The organism is Streptomyces sp. NPDC034084, from assembly GCF_055575535.1.
Genome location: NZ_JBVISK010000004.1, coordinates 434,354 through 449,550, shown reverse-complemented (window position 1 = coordinate 449,550; position 15,197 = coordinate 434,354). Strand labels below are relative to the sequence as shown.

At 72.3% G+C, this 15,197-nt stretch carries 10 protein-coding genes; 6 read left to right on the top strand and 4 right to left on the bottom strand.

What is annotated here, in order from left to right; translation table 11 throughout:
- Nucleotides 1–61 precede the first annotated feature (61 nt).
- From ACZ51I_RS17185 to glgB, 4 genes are all read left to right on the top strand, one after another.
- The gene (locus ACZ51I_RS17185; RefSeq protein ID WP_468876407.1) at nt 62–2,047 is read left to right on the top strand and encodes an alpha-1,4-glucan--maltose-1-phosphate maltosyltransferase; all 1,986 of its coding nucleotides are present in this window, start codon (nt 62–64) and stop codon (nt 2,045–2,047) included.
- Nucleotides 2,044–3,738: a maltose alpha-D-glucosyltransferase gene (treS, locus tag ACZ51I_RS17180; protein ID WP_468876405.1), complete on the top strand. Its 1,695-nt coding sequence runs from the start codon at nt 2,044–2,046 to the stop codon at nt 3,736–3,738. Before ACZ51I_RS17185 ends, treS begins: the two co-directional genes overlap by 4 nt.
- A 233-nt stretch (nt 3,739–3,971) precedes the next feature.
- Nucleotides 3,972–5,318: a maltokinase N-terminal cap-like domain-containing protein gene (locus ACZ51I_RS17175; RefSeq protein ID WP_468876403.1), complete on the top strand. Its 1,347-nt coding sequence runs from the start codon at nt 3,972–3,974 to the stop codon at nt 5,316–5,318.
- Nucleotides 5,319–5,576: 258 nt separating this feature from the next.
- The gene (glgB, locus tag ACZ51I_RS17170; protein ID WP_468876401.1) at nt 5,577–7,814 is read left to right on the top strand and encodes a 1,4-alpha-glucan branching enzyme; all 2,238 of its coding nucleotides are present in this window, start codon (nt 5,577–5,579) and stop codon (nt 7,812–7,814) included.
- Here the strand turns inward: glgB and ACZ51I_RS17165 are convergent.
- The 4 genes from ACZ51I_RS17165 to ACZ51I_RS17150 form a co-directional block, all read right to left on the bottom strand.
- Nucleotides 7,801–10,047 carry a HelD family protein gene (locus ACZ51I_RS17165; protein WP_468876399.1) on the bottom strand — a complete coding sequence of 749 codons (2,247 nt, stop codon included), beginning with the start codon at nt 10,045–10,047 and terminating at the stop codon, nt 7,801–7,803. The genes glgB and ACZ51I_RS17165 overlap by 14 nt on opposite strands.
- A 183-nt stretch (nt 10,048–10,230) precedes the next feature.
- Complete coding sequence (locus tag ACZ51I_RS17160; RefSeq protein ID WP_468876397.1) at nt 10,231–10,569, bottom strand: thioredoxin family protein; 339 nt, start codon at nt 10,567–10,569, stop codon at nt 10,231–10,233.
- 5 nt (nt 10,570–10,574) lie between these two features.
- Nucleotides 10,575–10,985 carry a MerR family transcriptional regulator gene (locus tag ACZ51I_RS17155; protein ID WP_468876395.1) on the bottom strand — a complete coding sequence of 137 codons (411 nt, stop codon included), beginning with the start codon at nt 10,983–10,985 and terminating at the stop codon, nt 10,575–10,577.
- Nucleotides 10,986–11,117: 132 nt separating this feature from the next.
- Nucleotides 11,118–12,470, bottom strand: a complete 1,353-nt coding sequence (locus ACZ51I_RS17150; protein ID WP_468876393.1) for a cation:dicarboxylate symporter family transporter — start codon at nt 12,468–12,470, stop codon at nt 11,118–11,120.
- Between the two features lie 185 nt (nt 12,471–12,655).
- Here ACZ51I_RS17150 and ACZ51I_RS17145 point away from each other — a divergent pair, with 185 nt between their 5' ends.
- Nucleotides 12,656–14,473 (top strand): sensor histidine kinase, encoded by a 1,818-nt coding sequence (locus ACZ51I_RS17145; RefSeq protein ID WP_468876391.1) that lies wholly within the window; start codon nt 12,656–12,658, stop codon nt 14,471–14,473.
- Nucleotides 14,470–15,165, top strand: a complete 696-nt coding sequence (locus ACZ51I_RS17140; RefSeq protein WP_468876388.1) for a response regulator — start codon at nt 14,470–14,472, stop codon at nt 15,163–15,165. Before ACZ51I_RS17145 ends, ACZ51I_RS17140 begins: the two co-directional genes overlap by 4 nt.
- Nucleotides 15,166–15,197: the final 32 nt, after the last annotated feature.

Here is a 15,197-nt window from a genome sequence, read left to right as displayed (position 1 = left end):
TACAAAGAGCGCACCACCACCCGCACCCCGTAACCCCTCAGGTGATGCTGTGAATCCGCTCATGGGACGCATTCCCGTACTGGACGTCCGCCCCCTGGTCGACTGCGGCCGGCGCCCCGCGAAGGCGGTGGCCGGAGAGACCTTCGAGGTGACGGCGACCGTCTTCCGCGAGGGCCACGACGCGGTCGCCGCCAATGTCGTGCTGCGCGGCCCGTCGGGCCGCCCCGGTCCCTGGACCCCGATGCGCGAACTGGCCCCCGGCACCGACCGGTGGGGCGCCGAGGTCACCCCGGACGCCGAGGGCCTGTGGACGTACACCGTCGAGGCGTGGAGCGATCCGGTGGCCACCTGGCGCCACACGGCGAGGATCAAGATCCCCGCCGGCATCGACTCCGAACTGGTCCTCGCCGAGGGCGCCGAGCTGCACGAGCGGGCCGCGAAGGGCGTCCCGAAGAAGGGTGGCGGGCGGGAGGCCGTGCTCGCGGCGGCGGACGCCCTGCGCGACGTGTCGCGCCCGGCGGCCGTGCGGCTCGCGGCGGCCCTCGCCCCGCGGGTGGTCGAGGCCCTGGACCGCCATCCGCTGCGCGAACTGCTCTCCGCGTCACCGGCGTTGCCGCTCCAGGTGGAGCGCGAGCGGGCCCTGTTCGGCTCCTGGTACGAGTTCTTCCCGCGTTCGGAAGGCGTTCGGAAGGTCAAGGGGCGGACGGTTCCGGGCAGCTTCCGGACCGCGGCCGAACGGCTTCCGGCGATCGCCGCGATGGGCTTCGACGTGGTGTACCTGCCGCCGGTGCACCCGATCGGCGAGACCCACCGCAAGGGCCCGAACAACTCCCTCTCCGCCGGTCCGAACGATGTCGGCGTGCCGTGGGCGATCGGCTCGCCGGAGGGCGGCCACGACGCGCTCCACCCCGACCTGGGGACCTTCGAGGACTTCGACGCCTTCGTGGCGCGGGCCCGGGAGCTGCGTCTCGAGGTCGCCCTGGACTTCGCGCTCCAGTGCTCCCCGGACCACCCGTGGGTGGAGAAGCACCCGGAGTGGTTCCACCACCGGGCGGACGGTTCGATCGCGTACGCGGAGAACCCGCCGAAGAAGTACCAGGACATCTATCCGATCGCGTTCGACAAGGACATGGACGGGATCGTCGCGGAGACCGTGCGGATCCTCCGGCACTGGATGGACCACGGGGTCCGGATCTTCCGCGTGGACAACCCGCACACCAAGCCGGTGGTGTTCTGGGAGCGGGTGATCGGCGAGGTCAACCGGGCGGACCCGGACGTGATCTTCCTGGCGGAGGCGTTCACCCGCCCGGCGATGATGCGGACGCTCGGCGCCATCGGCTTCCAGCAGTCGTACACGTACTTCACCTGGCGCAACACCAAGGAGGAGCTGACGGAGTACCTCACCGAGCTGTCCGGGGAGACGGCCGCGCAGATGCGGCCGAACCTCTTCGTGAACACCCCCGACATCCTGCACGCCTACCTCCAGCAGGGCGGCCGGCCCGCGTTCGAGGTGCGGGCGGTCCTCGCGGCGACGCTGGCGCCCTCCTGGGGCATGTACGCCGGGTACGAGCTGTGCGAGAACACCCCGCTGCGGGACGGCAGCGAGGAGTACCTCGACTCGGAGAAGTACGAACTGAGGCCGAGGGACTGGGAGTCGGCGGAGCGCGCCGGGGCCACGATCACCCCGCTGATCACCACCCTGAACCGGATCAGGCGCCGCCACCCGGCCCTCCGCCGGCTGCGGAACCTGTCCTTCCACGAGACCGACAACCCTCAGGTGATCGCGTACTCGAAGCGCTCCGGTTCGAACACCGTTCTGGTGGTCGTCAACCTCGACCCGCACCACACCCAGGAGGCGACGGTCTCGTTGAACATGCCGGAACTCGGCCTCGACTGGCACGAGACCGTGCCGGTGCGCGACGAGCTCACCGGCGAGACCTATCACTGGGGCAGGGCCAGTTACGTGCGCCTGGAACCGGGAGTCACGCCCGCGCACGTCCTCGTCCTGCGACCGTCCCCGCAGACCGGAGGGTCACCCACCTCATGACTGTCAACGAGCCCGTCCCCGACACCTTCGAGGACACCCCCGCCAAGGACCGCGATCCCGAATGGTTCAAGCGGGCCGTGTTCTACGAGGTCCTCGTCCGCTCCTTCCAGGACAGCAACGGCGACGGCGTCGGCGACCTGAGGGGCATCACGTCCCGGCTGGACTACCTCCAGTGGCTGGGCGTGGACTGCCTCTGGCTGCCACCCTTCTTCAAGTCCCCGCTGCGGGACGGAGGCTACGACGTCGCCGACTACACCTCGGTGCTCCCCGAGTTCGGCGACCTCGCCGACTTCGTGGAGTTCGTGGACGCGGCCCACCAGCGCGGCATGCGCGTGGTCATCGACTTCGTCATGAACCACACCAGCGACCAGCACCCCTGGTTCCAGGAGTCGCGGCGCGACCCGGACGGCCCGTACGGCGACTACTACGTCTGGGCGGACGACGACAAGCAGTACGCCGACGCCCGGATCATCTTCGTCGACACGGAGACCTCCAACTGGACCTTCGACCCGGTCCGCAAGCAGTACTACTGGCACCGGTTCTTCTCGCACCAGCCGGACCTCAACTACGAGAACCCGGCGGTGCAGAAGGAGATCCTCTCCGCGCTGAAGTTCTGGCTGGACCTGGGGATCGACGGCTTCCGGCTCGACGCGGTGCCGTACCTGTACCAGCAGGAGGGCACCAACTGCGAGAACCTCCCGGCCACGCACGCCTTCCTCAAGCGGGTCCGCAAGGAGATCGACGACCACTACCCGGACACGGTGCTGCTCGCCGAGGCCAACCAGTGGCCGGACGACGTCGTCGACTACTTCGGCGACTTCCCCTCCGGCGGCGACGAGTGCCACATGGCCTTCCACTTCCCGGTCATGCCGCGGATCTTCATGGCCGTGCGGCGCGAGTCCCGCTACCCGGTCTCGGAGATCCTGGCGAAGACCCCGGAGATCCCCTCCGGCTGCCAGTGGGGCATCTTCCTGCGCAACCACGACGAGCTCACCCTCGAGATGGTCACGGACGAAGAGCGCGACTACATGTACGCCGAATACGCCAAGGACCCGCGCATGCGGGCCAACATCGGCATCCGGCGGCGGCTCGCCCCGCTCCTCGACAACGACCGCAACCAGATGGAGCTGTTCACCGCGCTGCTCTTCTCGCTGCCCGGCTCGCCGGTGCTCTACTACGGCGACGAGATCGGCATGGGCGACAACATCTGGCTGGGCGACCGGGACGGGGTGCGGACCCCCATGCAGTGGACCCCCGACCGGAACGCGGGCTTCTCCTCCTGCGACCCGGGACGGCTCTACCTGCCGGCCATCATGGACCCCGTCCACGGCTACCAGGTGACCAACGTCGAGGCGGGCATGGCCTCGCCGTCCTCACTACTGCACTGGACGAAGCGGATGATCGAGATCCGCAAGCAGAACCGGGCCTTCGGGACGGGCACCTACACGGAACTCCCGGCGTCCAACCCGGCCGTGCTCGCCTTCCTCCGCGAGGACGGCGACGACCTCGTCCTCTGCGTGAACAACTTCTCGCGGTTCGCGCAGCCGACCGAGCTCGACCTCCGGCGCTTCGACGGCATCAGGCCGGTGGAGCTGATCGGCGGGGTGCGGTTCCCGGCCATCGGCCAACTGCCCTACCTCCTGACCCTTGCGGGACACGGCTTCTACTGGTTCCGTCTCAATAAGCCCTGAGCGTGCGCCAGTTCCGCTCGACCCGGGCGGGGCGGGTTACCCCCGTCCCGCCCGGGGCAGTGTGAACGACACACGATCCGGGTCCATACGGGCCTTCTTGCCGGACCCGTACGGATCTTCCCTTTCCGACACGTCCCGCACATCCGGACAGTCACAGCCGCCATCCGGGACACTCTGCGCATTTGAACGCATACGAAAGCCACGTGCGCGCCCCGGGGAAAGGACGCGATGCCATGCCGGAGACCGCATCCACCACCCGGGCCCCGGACGCCCTCCTTCCGTCCCTCGCTCCCCTGCTCCACGAATGGCTGCCACGGCAGCGCTGGTTCGCGGGCAAGGGCCGCCGGGTCACCGGATTCACGCTGGACGCGGCCACCGAGCTGCTGCCCCTGGACGGCGCCGGGCCCGGACTCCTCCACCTTCTCGTACGGGTCGAACAGCCGGGTCGCCCGGCCGGGACGCCCGCCGACTGCTACCAAGTGCTCCTGGGCGTACGGTCCCAGCTGCCGCCCCGCCTCGCCCCCGCCCTGATCGGGCGGATCCGGCAGGGGCCGCTGGCCGGACGGGCCGTCTACGAAGGGCTGCGCGACCCGCGGCTCGCCGGCCTCCTCTACGACCGGTTGCGCACCCCGGGCCGCACGGGCCCGCTGCGCTTCCACGCCACGGCGGCCCTGCCGCCGGCGCTCGCGCCGCGCGTGCTCGACGCGGAGCAGTCCAACTCCTCCCTGGTCTTCGGCGATACGTTCATCCTGAAGATCTTCCGGAGGGTCAGCCCGGGGGCCAACCCGGACCTGGAGCTGCCGCTCGCCCTCGCCGGGGCCGGCTGCGCCCGGGTGCCGGCGCCCGTCGCCTGGTTCGAGTCGGGAGCCTCCACCCTGGGCGTCCTCCAGCCCTATCTGCGGGACTCCCGGGACGGCTGGCGGCTCGCCCTGGACTCGCTCGCCGACGGGCGGGAGTTCACCGCCGAGGCGCGGGCGCTGGGCCGCGCGACGGCCGAGGTCCACCTGGCCCTCGCCAAGGCGCTGCCCACCCGGCGGCTCGCCCGCGCGGAGACCGAGCAGCTGGCCGCCGCGATGGACCGCAGGCTGCACGCGGCGGCCCAGGCCGTACCGGCGCTGCTGCCGCACGTGCCGGGGCTGCGGGCGGTGTTCGCGGCGGCGGGCGACGCGCCCGGCGCGGGCGTGGTCCAGCGCATCCACGGGGACCTGCATCTCGGCCAGACCCTGCGCGGGTCCGACGGCGGCTGGGCCGTCATCGACTTCGAGGGCGAACCGGCGAAGCCGCTGGACGAGCGCCGCAGCCCCCAGCCCACGGTCCGCGACGTCGCCGGGATGCTCCGCTCCTTCGACTACGCGGCCCGCACCCACCGGCCCTGGAACGCCGAGTGGGCCGCGCGGTGCCGGGCGGCGTACTGCACGGGCTACGCGGAGGCGGCGGGCGCGGACCCCCGGGCGGATCCGGCGCTGCTGCGGGCCTACGAGACGGACAAGGCGGTGTACGAGGTCCTGTACGAGGCCCGCCACCGCCCGGACTGGCTCCCGGTCCCCATGTCCGCCATCCAACGCCTCGCGACGCCGTGAACCACCCGCGCTGCACACGCGCCCGGGGGACGGCGCCCCCGCCCGTGTGGGCGTCGCCCCGCGCCGTGCGGGGGCGGGGGCACCGCCCCGGCGGGGCGGACGCCCACCGCGCCCGACCCGTTCGGAGCAGTCGGTCCGCGCCGCCCGGCCCTCCCCGCCTGCACCGACCCCACGCGCCCCGTTCGGCCGAGTGTCCCGGGCCGCCGCATCACCGTTCCGTACCCGTACCCCCTTCCCCTGCCCCCAGGAGGCACCCCCGTGACCGCCCGCCCCGCAGGCAAGACGTCCAGCTCCGTACGGAAGGCGCCCGCGCTCGACCCGGGCGACCGGGCCCGGCTGCTCGCCGGGGAGCATCACGACCCGCACGGCGTGCTCGGCGCGCATCCGGTCAAGGGCGGGGTCGTCATCAGGGCGCTGCGCCCCTGGGCGAAGGAGGTCACCGTCGTCGTCAAGGGCGGGCGCGTCCCGCTGCTCGACGAAGGCGACGGCCTGTTCTCGGCGCTGCTCCCGCGGCTGCGCAAGGTGCCGGCGTACGAGCTGCGGGTCCGCTACGAGGACGGGGGTGACGAGCTCGCGCTCCACGACCCGTACCGCTTCCTGCCGTCGCTCGGCGAGCTGGACCTGCACCTCATCGGCGAGGGCCGGCACGAGGAGCTGTGGACGGCGCTCGGCGCGCACCCGATGACCCACGAGGGCGTGTCCGGCACCCGCTTCGCCGTGTGGGCGCCGAACGCGCGCGGGGTGCGGGTCACGGGCGACTTCACGCACTGGGACGGCACGGCGCTGCCGATGCGTTCGCTCGGGGCGACGGGCGTGTGGGAGCTGTTCGTGCCGGGGATCGGCGAGGGCGCCGTCTACAAGTACGACATCACGCGGCCCGACGGCTCGCACACCCTCCGCGCGGACCCGATGGCCCGTCGTACGGAGTGCCCGCCGAACACGGCGTCGATCGTCACCGCCTCGCACTACGTGTGGGACGACGCGGAGTGGATGGAGCGGCGCGGGGCCCGCCCGCACCACGAGGCGCCGCTCTCGGTCTACGAGGTGCACCTGCCGTCCTGGCGTCCCGGTCTCACCTACCGCCAGCTGGCCGAGCAACTGCCCGCGTACGTCCGGGATCTCGGCTTCACGCACGTGGAGTTGATGCCGGTCACCGAGCACCCCTTCGGGGGTTCCTGGGGCTACCAGGTCACCGGGTTCTACGCGCCGACGGCCCGCATGGGCACCCCGGACGACTTCAGGTTCCTGGTGGACGCGCTGCACCGGGCGGGGATCGGTGTGCTGATGGACTGGGTGCCGGCGCACTTCCCGAAGGACGACTGGGCGCTGGCGGAGTTCGACGGGCGGCCGCTGTACGAGCACGAGGACCCGCGCCGCTCGCACCATCCGGACTGGGGGACCCTGGAGTTCGACTACGGCCGAAAAGAGGTGCGGAACTTCCTCGTCGCGAACGCCGTGTACTGGTGCCAGGAGTTCCACATCGACGGGCTGCGGGTGGACGCGGTGGCGTCGATGCTCTACCTGGACTACTCGCGGGAGCACGGCGAGTGGGTGCCGAACGAGTTCGGCGGCCGGGAGAACCTGGACGCGGTGGCCTTCCTCCAGGAGATGAACGCGACGGTGTACCGGCGCTGCCCGGGCATCGTGACCTTCGCCGAGGAGTCCACGGCCTGGGACGGGGTGACGCGGGCGACGGACCAGGTGGGTCCTGGCGGCTTCGGCGGTCTCGGCTTCGGCATGAAGTGGAACATGGGCTGGATGCACGACTCGCTGGAGTACGTGAAGAAGGACCCGGTGCACCGCAAGTACCACCACCACGAGATGACGTTCTCGATGGTGTACGCGTACAGCGAGAACTACATCCTGCCGATCTCGCACGACGAGGTGGTGCACGGCAAGCAGGCACTCGTGTCGAAGATGCCCGGGGACTGGTGGCAGCAGCGCGCCAACCACCGCGCCTACCTGGGCTTCATGTGGGCGCACCCCGGCAAGCAACTCCTCTACATGGGGCAGGAGTTCGCCCAGGGCGCCGAGTGGTCGGCGGATCACGGCCCGGACTGGTGGCTGCTCGATCCGGCGTACGGGGCGGAGGCCGACCACCGGGGGGTGCGGGATCTCGTCCGGGACCTGAACACGGTGTACACGGCGACGCCCTCGCTCTGGGAGCGGGACACCGTTCCGGAGGGTTTCCAGTGGGTGGTGGGGGACGCGGCCGAGGACAACGTCTTCGCGTTCCTGCGGTACGACGGGCTCGGTTCGCCGCTGCTCGCGGTGTGCAACTTCTCGCCGGTGGTCCGGCACGACTACCGGCTCGGGGTGCCGGACGCGTTCGCGGCGTGGACGGAGGTCCTGAACACGGACGCGGCGCGGTACGGCGGTTCGGACGTGGTGGGCACCGACCCGGTGAAGACCGAGTCGGTGCCGTGGCACGGCCGTTCGGCGAGCGTGCGGATGACGCTGCCGCCGCTGGCGACGGTGTGGCTCAGGCCTGCTTGAAGGCGGGCCTGATCACCCCCAGCCGCTGAGTGGCCCGGGTGAGCGCCACGTACAGGTCGTTGACCCCGTGCGTGGCGCCCTCCCGGATGCCGTCGGGGTCGACGACCAGGACGGTGTCGAATTCGAGGCCCTTCGCCTGGCGGGGGTCGAGGACGACGACCGGGCGGGTGAGGTCGGGCTTCGGGCCGTACGAGGCGTCGGGGAGCGCGGCGATCAGACCGGGGTGGAGTTCCGGCGGGGCGATCACGGCGGTCCTGCCCTCCTCGCGGAGTTCGGCGGCGACCGCGTCCGCGGTCTCCTTCACCGGGTCGTCCACGGTCCGGTCCCAGGGTTCGACGCCGGTGGAGCGGACCGAGCGGGGCGGTTCGAAGCCGGGGTCGGCGGCCCGCCGGGCCTCGGCGGCGACGGCCATGATCTCGGCGGGGGTGCGGTAGTTGACGCCGAGGCGGACGTGGTCCCAGCGGTCCTCGACGTACGGGCCGAGGATGGACTGCCAGGCGCCGACGCCGGCCGGGTCGCCGGTCTGGGCGGGGTCGCCGACGAGGGTCATGGAGCGGCTGGGGCTGCGGCGCATGAGGAGCCGCCAGGCCATGGCGGAGAGCTCCTGGGCCTCGTCGATGATGATGTGGCCGAAGGCCCAGGTGCGGTCGGCGGCGGCCCGCTCGGCGGCGGTGCGGTGGTCGGCCTCCTCGTGGCGTTCGGCGAAGCGTTCGGCGTCGATGATGTCGTGGGCGGAGAGGACCTCGGAGGCGTCCTTGTCGAGTTCCTCCTTGTCCTCGAACTCGTAGGTGCGGGAGGCGAAGGAGACGTCGAGGACGCCCTGCGCGTACTGGATCTGCTTCTGCCGTTCGGCCTCCTCGGCGGCGCGGAGGGCGGAGTCGTCCTCGCCGAGGAGCTCGGCGGCCTCGTCGAGCAGCGGCACGTCGGCGGGCGTCCAGGGTCCGCCCTCGCGCCGGATCGCCTCGGCGTCGGCCTCGCCGAGATGGGTGGGTTCGGCCAGGTAGTCGGCGAGGAAGTCCTGCGGGGTGAGGGGCGGCCAGAGGGTGTCGATCGCCGCGTGGACCTCGGGGTTGGCGGCGATGCCCTTGGCGAGCAGGGCGATGTCGTCGGGGCCGAGGAAGTTGGGGCCGCCGTAGGGGTCGGCGCCGATGCGGTCGGCGAGCTGCTCGGCGAGGGCGTCGAGGATCCGGAAGACGAAGTAGGGGCGGGCGAGGTTGTGCGGGAGGAAGGTCTCGCGGGCCTTGTGGCGGGCCTCGAGGGCCATGTCCCAGTCGATGACCAGGTCGCCGTCCTCGTGCGGGACGATCAGCGGTTCGCCGCGTTCGGGAACCTGCTGGCGGTCCCGTACGGCCGCGGCGAGGGCTTCGGCCATGGCGGCGGCGCCCTTGACGGCGGCGGCGCGCGGGGTGTCGGTGCCGGTGGCGCGGACGCCGGGGAAGAGTTCGGCGGGGGTGGCGAGGAGGACGCCGGTCTCGCCGAGGGAGGGCAGGACGTTGCCGATGTAGCCGAGGAAGGCGGGGTTGGGGCCGACGATGAGCACGGCCCGCTTGGCGAGCTGCTCGCGGTGTGCGTAGAGGAGGTACGCGGCCCGGTGCAGGGCGACGGCGGTCTTGCCGGTGCCGGGGCCGCCCTCGACGACGAGGACCCCGCGGTGCGGGGAGCGGATGATGGCGTCCTGCTCGGCCTGGATGGTCTGCACGATGTCGTGCATGCGGCCGGTGCGGGCGGCGTCGAGGGCGGCCAGCAGCACCTCGTCGGCGTCCCGGCTCTCGTGACCGGTGCGGGTGGCGTCGGCGAGGTCGAGGACCTCGTCGTGGAGGGAGACGACCTCGCGGCCCTTGGTGGTGATGTGCCGCCGGCGGGAGAGCCCCATCGGCTCGTACCCGGTGGCGAGGTAGAAGGGGCGGGCGATCTCGGCGCGCCAGTCGACGACGAGCGGGGTGCGGTTCGGGTCGTCCTCCCGGATGCCGAGCCGGCCGATGTGGTGGTCGCGGCCGTCCTGGAAGACGAGCCGGCCGAAACAGAGCCCGCTCTCCCCGGCATTGAGGGCGGCGAGCAGCCCGGACTGCTCGGCGACCATCACGTCCCGCTCCAGCCGCCCCTGGCTGCTGCCCACCCCGGGGGTGCGCAGCGCCTGCTCGACGGCGGCCTCGGCCTGGTCCCTCAGGTCGTCGAGTCGTGCGTAGAGATCGGTGATGAATTGCTGCTCATTCCGAAATTCCTCGGTTGACAATTCGACTCCCGGCGCGATACAGTGCGTTTATTGAACTTCTCCGCGCCTTTGGTGTGTTCGGACACGGAATCCATCAATATACGCGAGACAATGCCCCGACTGTCAATTCTAGTCGGGGCATTTCCGTATTGCCGTGCCGAGCAGCGTCGCGTTCGACGGAGCCGGCTCCCGGTCGGGCAGCCGTCAGCCGATCACGTCCTCCAGCTCCTCCAGGAGGCGGCGCTTCGGGCGGGCGCCGACGATCGACTTCACCGGCTCGCCCGCCCGGAAGACCATGAGGGTCGGGGTGGCGAGGACCCCGTACTTCACGGTGGTCTCCGGGTTGCGGTCCACGTCGATCTCCACGATCCGCAGCCGCGCCGCCTCCTCCGAGGCGATCGCGCCGAGCACCGGTTTCAGCTGCCGGCACGGTCCGCACCACTCCGCGGTGAACTTCACCAGGACCGGCAGCCCGGCGCCCAGCACCTCCGCGTCGAAGTCCGCGTCCGTGACCTCGGCCACGCCCTCCGCGTACGTCGTCATCTCCGTCACCCCTCCCTCTCCGTCACCGCTTCCAGTTCGCACCGGGGCTCCGGGCCGTGCGGCAGTTCCGCCTCGGCCCGCAGCAGCTGGGCGCCCACCTGGGCGCGTACCGCCCGGAGCTGATCGATGAGCCCGTCCAGCTCGGCGACCTTCCGCCGGTAGACGGCGATCGACGCGGGACAGGAGTCCCCCGCCGGGTGCCCCGCCCGCAGGCAGTCGACGAACGGCCGCGTCTCCTCCAGCTCGAACCCGAAGTCCTGCAGGGTCCTGATCTGCTGGAGCAGCCGCAGGTCGTCCTCGTCGTACGTGCGGTGCCCCTGCTCCGTACGCCCGGCGGTCAGCAGCCCGCGGGACTCGTAGTACCGCAGAGTCCGCGTGGTCGTCCCGGCCCGCTCGGCCAGCTCTCCGATGCGCATGTCCCCGACGGTAGGGCTTGACGCCGACGTCAAGGCAAGACGGGCGGGGTGAGGAGTCGGCGGGAGGGGGGACGGCACGGCCGCCGGGCCCGGGTCGGACGCGCGGGCCCGGCCGCCCGCCGCGTCGCCCGGTCAGACGCCCGTGCGGGCCCTCTCCTCGTCCGGTTCGGCGCGCTGGTCCGGGAGGGGCTGTGCCTCGTGGTCGTCGACGAGGGTCTTCTCGTCGAAGGGGACCCGGCCGGCCAGGACCTCCGCGACCCGCGCCTTGTCGATCTCCTTCGTCCACGTACCGACGAGCACCGTCGCGACCGCGTTGCCCGCGAAGTTCGTCAGGGCGCGCGCCTCGCTCATGAAGCGGTCGATGCCGACGATCAGTCCCACCCCGTCGACCAGCTCGGGCCGGTGCGACTGGAGGCCGCCCGCGAGGGTGGCGAGCCCCGCGCCGGTGACGCCCGCGGCGCCCTTCGACGCGATGATCATGAAGACGAGGAGCGAGATCTGCTCGCCGATCGAGAGCGGGTCGCCCATGGCCTCGGCGGTGAAGAGCGAGGCCATCGTCAGGTAGATCGCGGTGCCGTCGAGGTTGAAGGAGTAGCCGGTCGGCACGGTGATGCCGACGACCGGCTTGCTGACGCCCAGGTGTTCCATCTTCGCGATGAGCCGGGGCAGCGCGGACTCGGAGGAGGAGGTGGAGAGGATCAGCAGGAACTCACGGCCCAGGTACTTCAGGAGGGCCCAGATGTTGATCCCGGCGACCAGGCGGAGCAGCGTACCGAGGACGACGAAGACGAAGAGCCCGCACGTCAGGTAGAAGCCGATCATGATGACGGCCAGCGACTTGAGGGCCGCGGCACCCGTCGCGCCGACGACGGCCGCGATCGCGCCGAACGCGCCGACCGGCGCGGCCCACATGATCATCCCGAGGATCCGGAAGACGAGCTTCTGGATGTGCCCGATCCCGCGCAGCACGGGCTCCCCGGCCGCGCCCATCGCCTGGAGCGCGAAACCGGCGAGGAGGGCGACGAGGAGGGTCTGGAGGACCTCGCCCTCGGTGAAGGCGGAGACGAGGGTGGTCGGGATGATCCCGAGCAGGAAGTCCGAGGTCGACTCGCTCGCTCCCTCCGCCTGCTTGGCCCCCGCCTCGGCGATCTCCTTGGTGAGGTGGAGCCCGGAGCCGGGCTCCAGGAGGTTGCCGACGAGCAGACCGATCGCGAGGGCGACGGTCGACATCACGAGGAAGTAGCCGAGCGCGAGGCCTCCGACGGCGCCGACCTTCGCGGCCTTCCGGACCGAGCCGACGCCGAGCACGATCGTGCAGAAGATGATCGGCGAGATCATCATCTTGATCAGATTGACGAAGCCGGTGCCCAGCGGCTTGAGCTCCACGGCGACGCCCGGCGCCAGGAAGCCGACCGTGATGCCGAGCAGAACGGCGCCGATGACGGCCAGATACAGATAGTGGGTGCGGTCCCGGCGTGCGGCCACGGGGTCCTCCTCGTGCTGATGGATGTCCACGTCCCGGTGGACCTCCGCGACTATCCATCAGCGTGTGACCCGGGTCACGCTTACGTACGTTTCGTTCACGGCCGAAACGACGGCCCCCGCGCGGAACAGCACGATTCGGGAACGGGGTGCCGCCCGCGCCCGCTCCCACGTGCACACTTACCCGCATGCGTGTCCCCCTCCCCCGCCCCCGCAGCCTGGCCGGCCAGCTCTTCGCGATGCAGGTCGTGCTCGTGGCCGTCGTCGTGGCGGGGTGCGCGGTCTTCGCGTACGTCACGGACCGGGCGCAGGCCGAGGAGACCGCGCGGCGCCAGGCCACGGCGACCGCCGCCGCCGTCGCCGACTCCCCCTCCGTGGTGGCCGCGGCCCGTTCGGCCGATCCGACGGCCGCCCTCCAGCCTTACGCGGAGTCGCTGCGCCGCCACGCGGGCGTCGCCTTCGTCGTGATCATGGCCCCGGACGGCACCCGCTGGACGCATCCCGAGCCGGCGCAGATCGGCCGCACGTACCTCGGCCACATCGAGGAGGCGCGGCGGGGCCGGTTCTACTCCGAGACGCACCTGGGCGTCCTCGGCCCCTCCGTGCGGACGGTGGCACCCGTCCGCGACCACGGCCGGGTCGTCGCCCTGGTCAGCGCGGGCATCACGATCGACAAGATCAGCGAGCAGGTACGGGAGCAGGTGACCGCCCTCCTCGGCATGGCGGGCGTGGCGCTCGCGCTCGGCGGCGCGGGGACGTACGTCGTGAACGCGCGCCTGCGCCGCCACACGCACGGCATGAACGCCACGGAGTTGAGCCGGATGCACGACTACCACGAGGCCGCGCTGCACGCGGTGCGGGAAGGGCTCGTGATGCTCGACGGAGGGCGGCGGATCGCGCTCATCAACGACGGCGCGCGGGAGCTCCTCGGCCTGGACGAAGGGGTCGTCGGCCGGCCCGCCGCCGAGCTCGGCCTGCCCGCCTCGCTGACCGGCGCGCTGCTCTCCTCGGAGCCGCGCGTCGACGAGACGCATCTGACGGCCGACCGGGTCCTCGTGGTCAACACCCGCCCGGTGGTGGGCGGGGAGCGGCGCGGCACCGTCGTCACGCTCCGGGACCGCACCGAACTCCAGGCGCTCTCCGGCGAACTGGACTCCGAGCGGGGCTTCACGGAGGCCCTCCGCTCCCAGGCCCACGAGGCGGCGAACCGGCTGCACACGGTCGTCTCGCTCATCGAACTGGGGCGGGTGGCCGAGGCGGTGGAGTTCGCGACGGCCGAGCTGGAGCTCGCCCAGGCGCTCACCGACCGCGTCGTCGACGCCGTCGGCGAACCGGTCCTCGCGGCGCTGCTGCTGGGCAAGGCGGCGCAGGCCCATGAGCGGGGCGTGGAGCTCGTCCTCACGGAGGGCAGCCGCATCGACGACGGCCGGGTGCCGGCGGCGCTGCCCTCCAGGGACCTGGTGACGATCCTGGGCAACCTCATCGACAACGCGGTGGAGGCGGCCGGCGGGACGCCGCACGCGCGCGTGACGGTCACGGTCGCCGCCCGTGCGGGCGACGGCGAGCTGCTGCTCCGGGTCGGCGACAGCGGCCCGGGGGTCCGCCCCGCCGACCGGGAGGCGGTCCTCGGACGCGGCTGGTCCACGCGGGGCCCCGGGCGGGGCCTCGGCCTCGCCCTGGTCCGCCAGGCGGTCGCCCGCGCCTCAGGCACGCTGGAGGTGACGGACGCGGAGGAGGGCGGCGCGGAGTTCACCGTACGGCTGCCACTGCCACGGGAGGCCGGAGCGGCGGGGGCCGCCGCAACGGCGGAGGGCGCCGCAACGGCGGGCGCCGCCGGAACGGCGCTGCCGCTGCCCCGGGAGGCCCGGACCACGGACGCCGCCGGCACGGCCCTGCCGCGGTCGCGGGAGGCACAGGTCCCGGGCGCCGACGGCGCGCACCCGTCGCCGCCCCGGGACGGCCGGGCCCCCGGTACCGCCGGCGCGGACGGGGAGGTGACCGCGTGAGTACGAGCCCCCTCCGGGTCCTCGTCGTCGAGGACGACCCCGTGGCCGCCGACGCCCACGCGCTGTACGCCGGGCGCGTCGAGGGGTTCCGCGTCGTCGGGGTCGCGCACTCGCGGGCCGCCGCCGTGCGGATCCTCGACCGGACGCCGGTCGACCTGATCCTGCTCGACCTCTACCTGCCCGACGGCCACGGCCTCCAGCTCCTGCGCGCCCTGCGGGCCGCCGGGCATTCCGCCGACGTCATCGCCGTGACCTCCGCCCGCGACCTCGCGGTCGTCCGCGAGGGCGTGTCCCTCGGCGTCGTCCAGTACGTCCTGAAGCCGTTCGCCTTCGCCACCCTCCGGGACAGACTCGCCCGGTACGCCGAGTTCCGGGCGGCCGCCGGGGAGGCCTCCGGCCAGGACGAGGTGGACCGGGCCCTCGCCACGCTCCGGGCCCCGCACCCGGCCACGCTCCCGAAGGGGCTCAGCGCCCCGACGCTCGAAGCGGTCACCCGTACCCTCCGCTCCACCCCGGCGGGGCTCACCGCCGCCGAGGCCGGCGCGGCCGTGGGGATCTCGCGGATCACCGCCCGCCGTTATCTGGAGCATCTGGTCACGGAGGGCCGGGCCGTCCGCGCCCCGCAGTACGGTCAGATAGGGCGCCCGGAACTCCAGTACCGCTGGCTCGACGGCCCGGGACGCGGTTACTGATCGGTTCCCATGTTCCTACGACGTGTGAGGTT

Excerpts from the sequence above, each read along its gene's own strand:
- ACZ51I_RS17185 (WP_468876407.1), top strand. The coding sequence starts at position 62 with ATGGGACGCATTCCCGTACTGGACGTCCGCCCCCTGGTCGACTGCGGC.
- treS (WP_468876405.1), top strand. The coding sequence starts at position 2,044 with ATGACTGTCAACGAGCCCGTCCCCGACACCTTCGAGGACACCCCCGCC.
- ACZ51I_RS17175 (WP_468876403.1), top strand. The coding sequence starts at position 3,972 with ATGCCGGAGACCGCATCCACCACCCGGGCCCCGGACGCCCTCCTTCCG.
- ACZ51I_RS17160 (WP_468876397.1), bottom strand. The coding sequence starts at position 10,569 with ATGACGACGTACGCGGAGGGCGTGGCCGAGGTCACGGACGCGGACTTC.
- ACZ51I_RS17155 (WP_468876395.1), bottom strand. The coding sequence starts at position 10,985 with ATGCGCATCGGAGAGCTGGCCGAGCGGGCCGGGACGACCACGCGGACT.
- ACZ51I_RS17145 (WP_468876391.1), top strand. The coding sequence starts at position 12,656 with ATGCGTGTCCCCCTCCCCCGCCCCCGCAGCCTGGCCGGCCAGCTCTTC.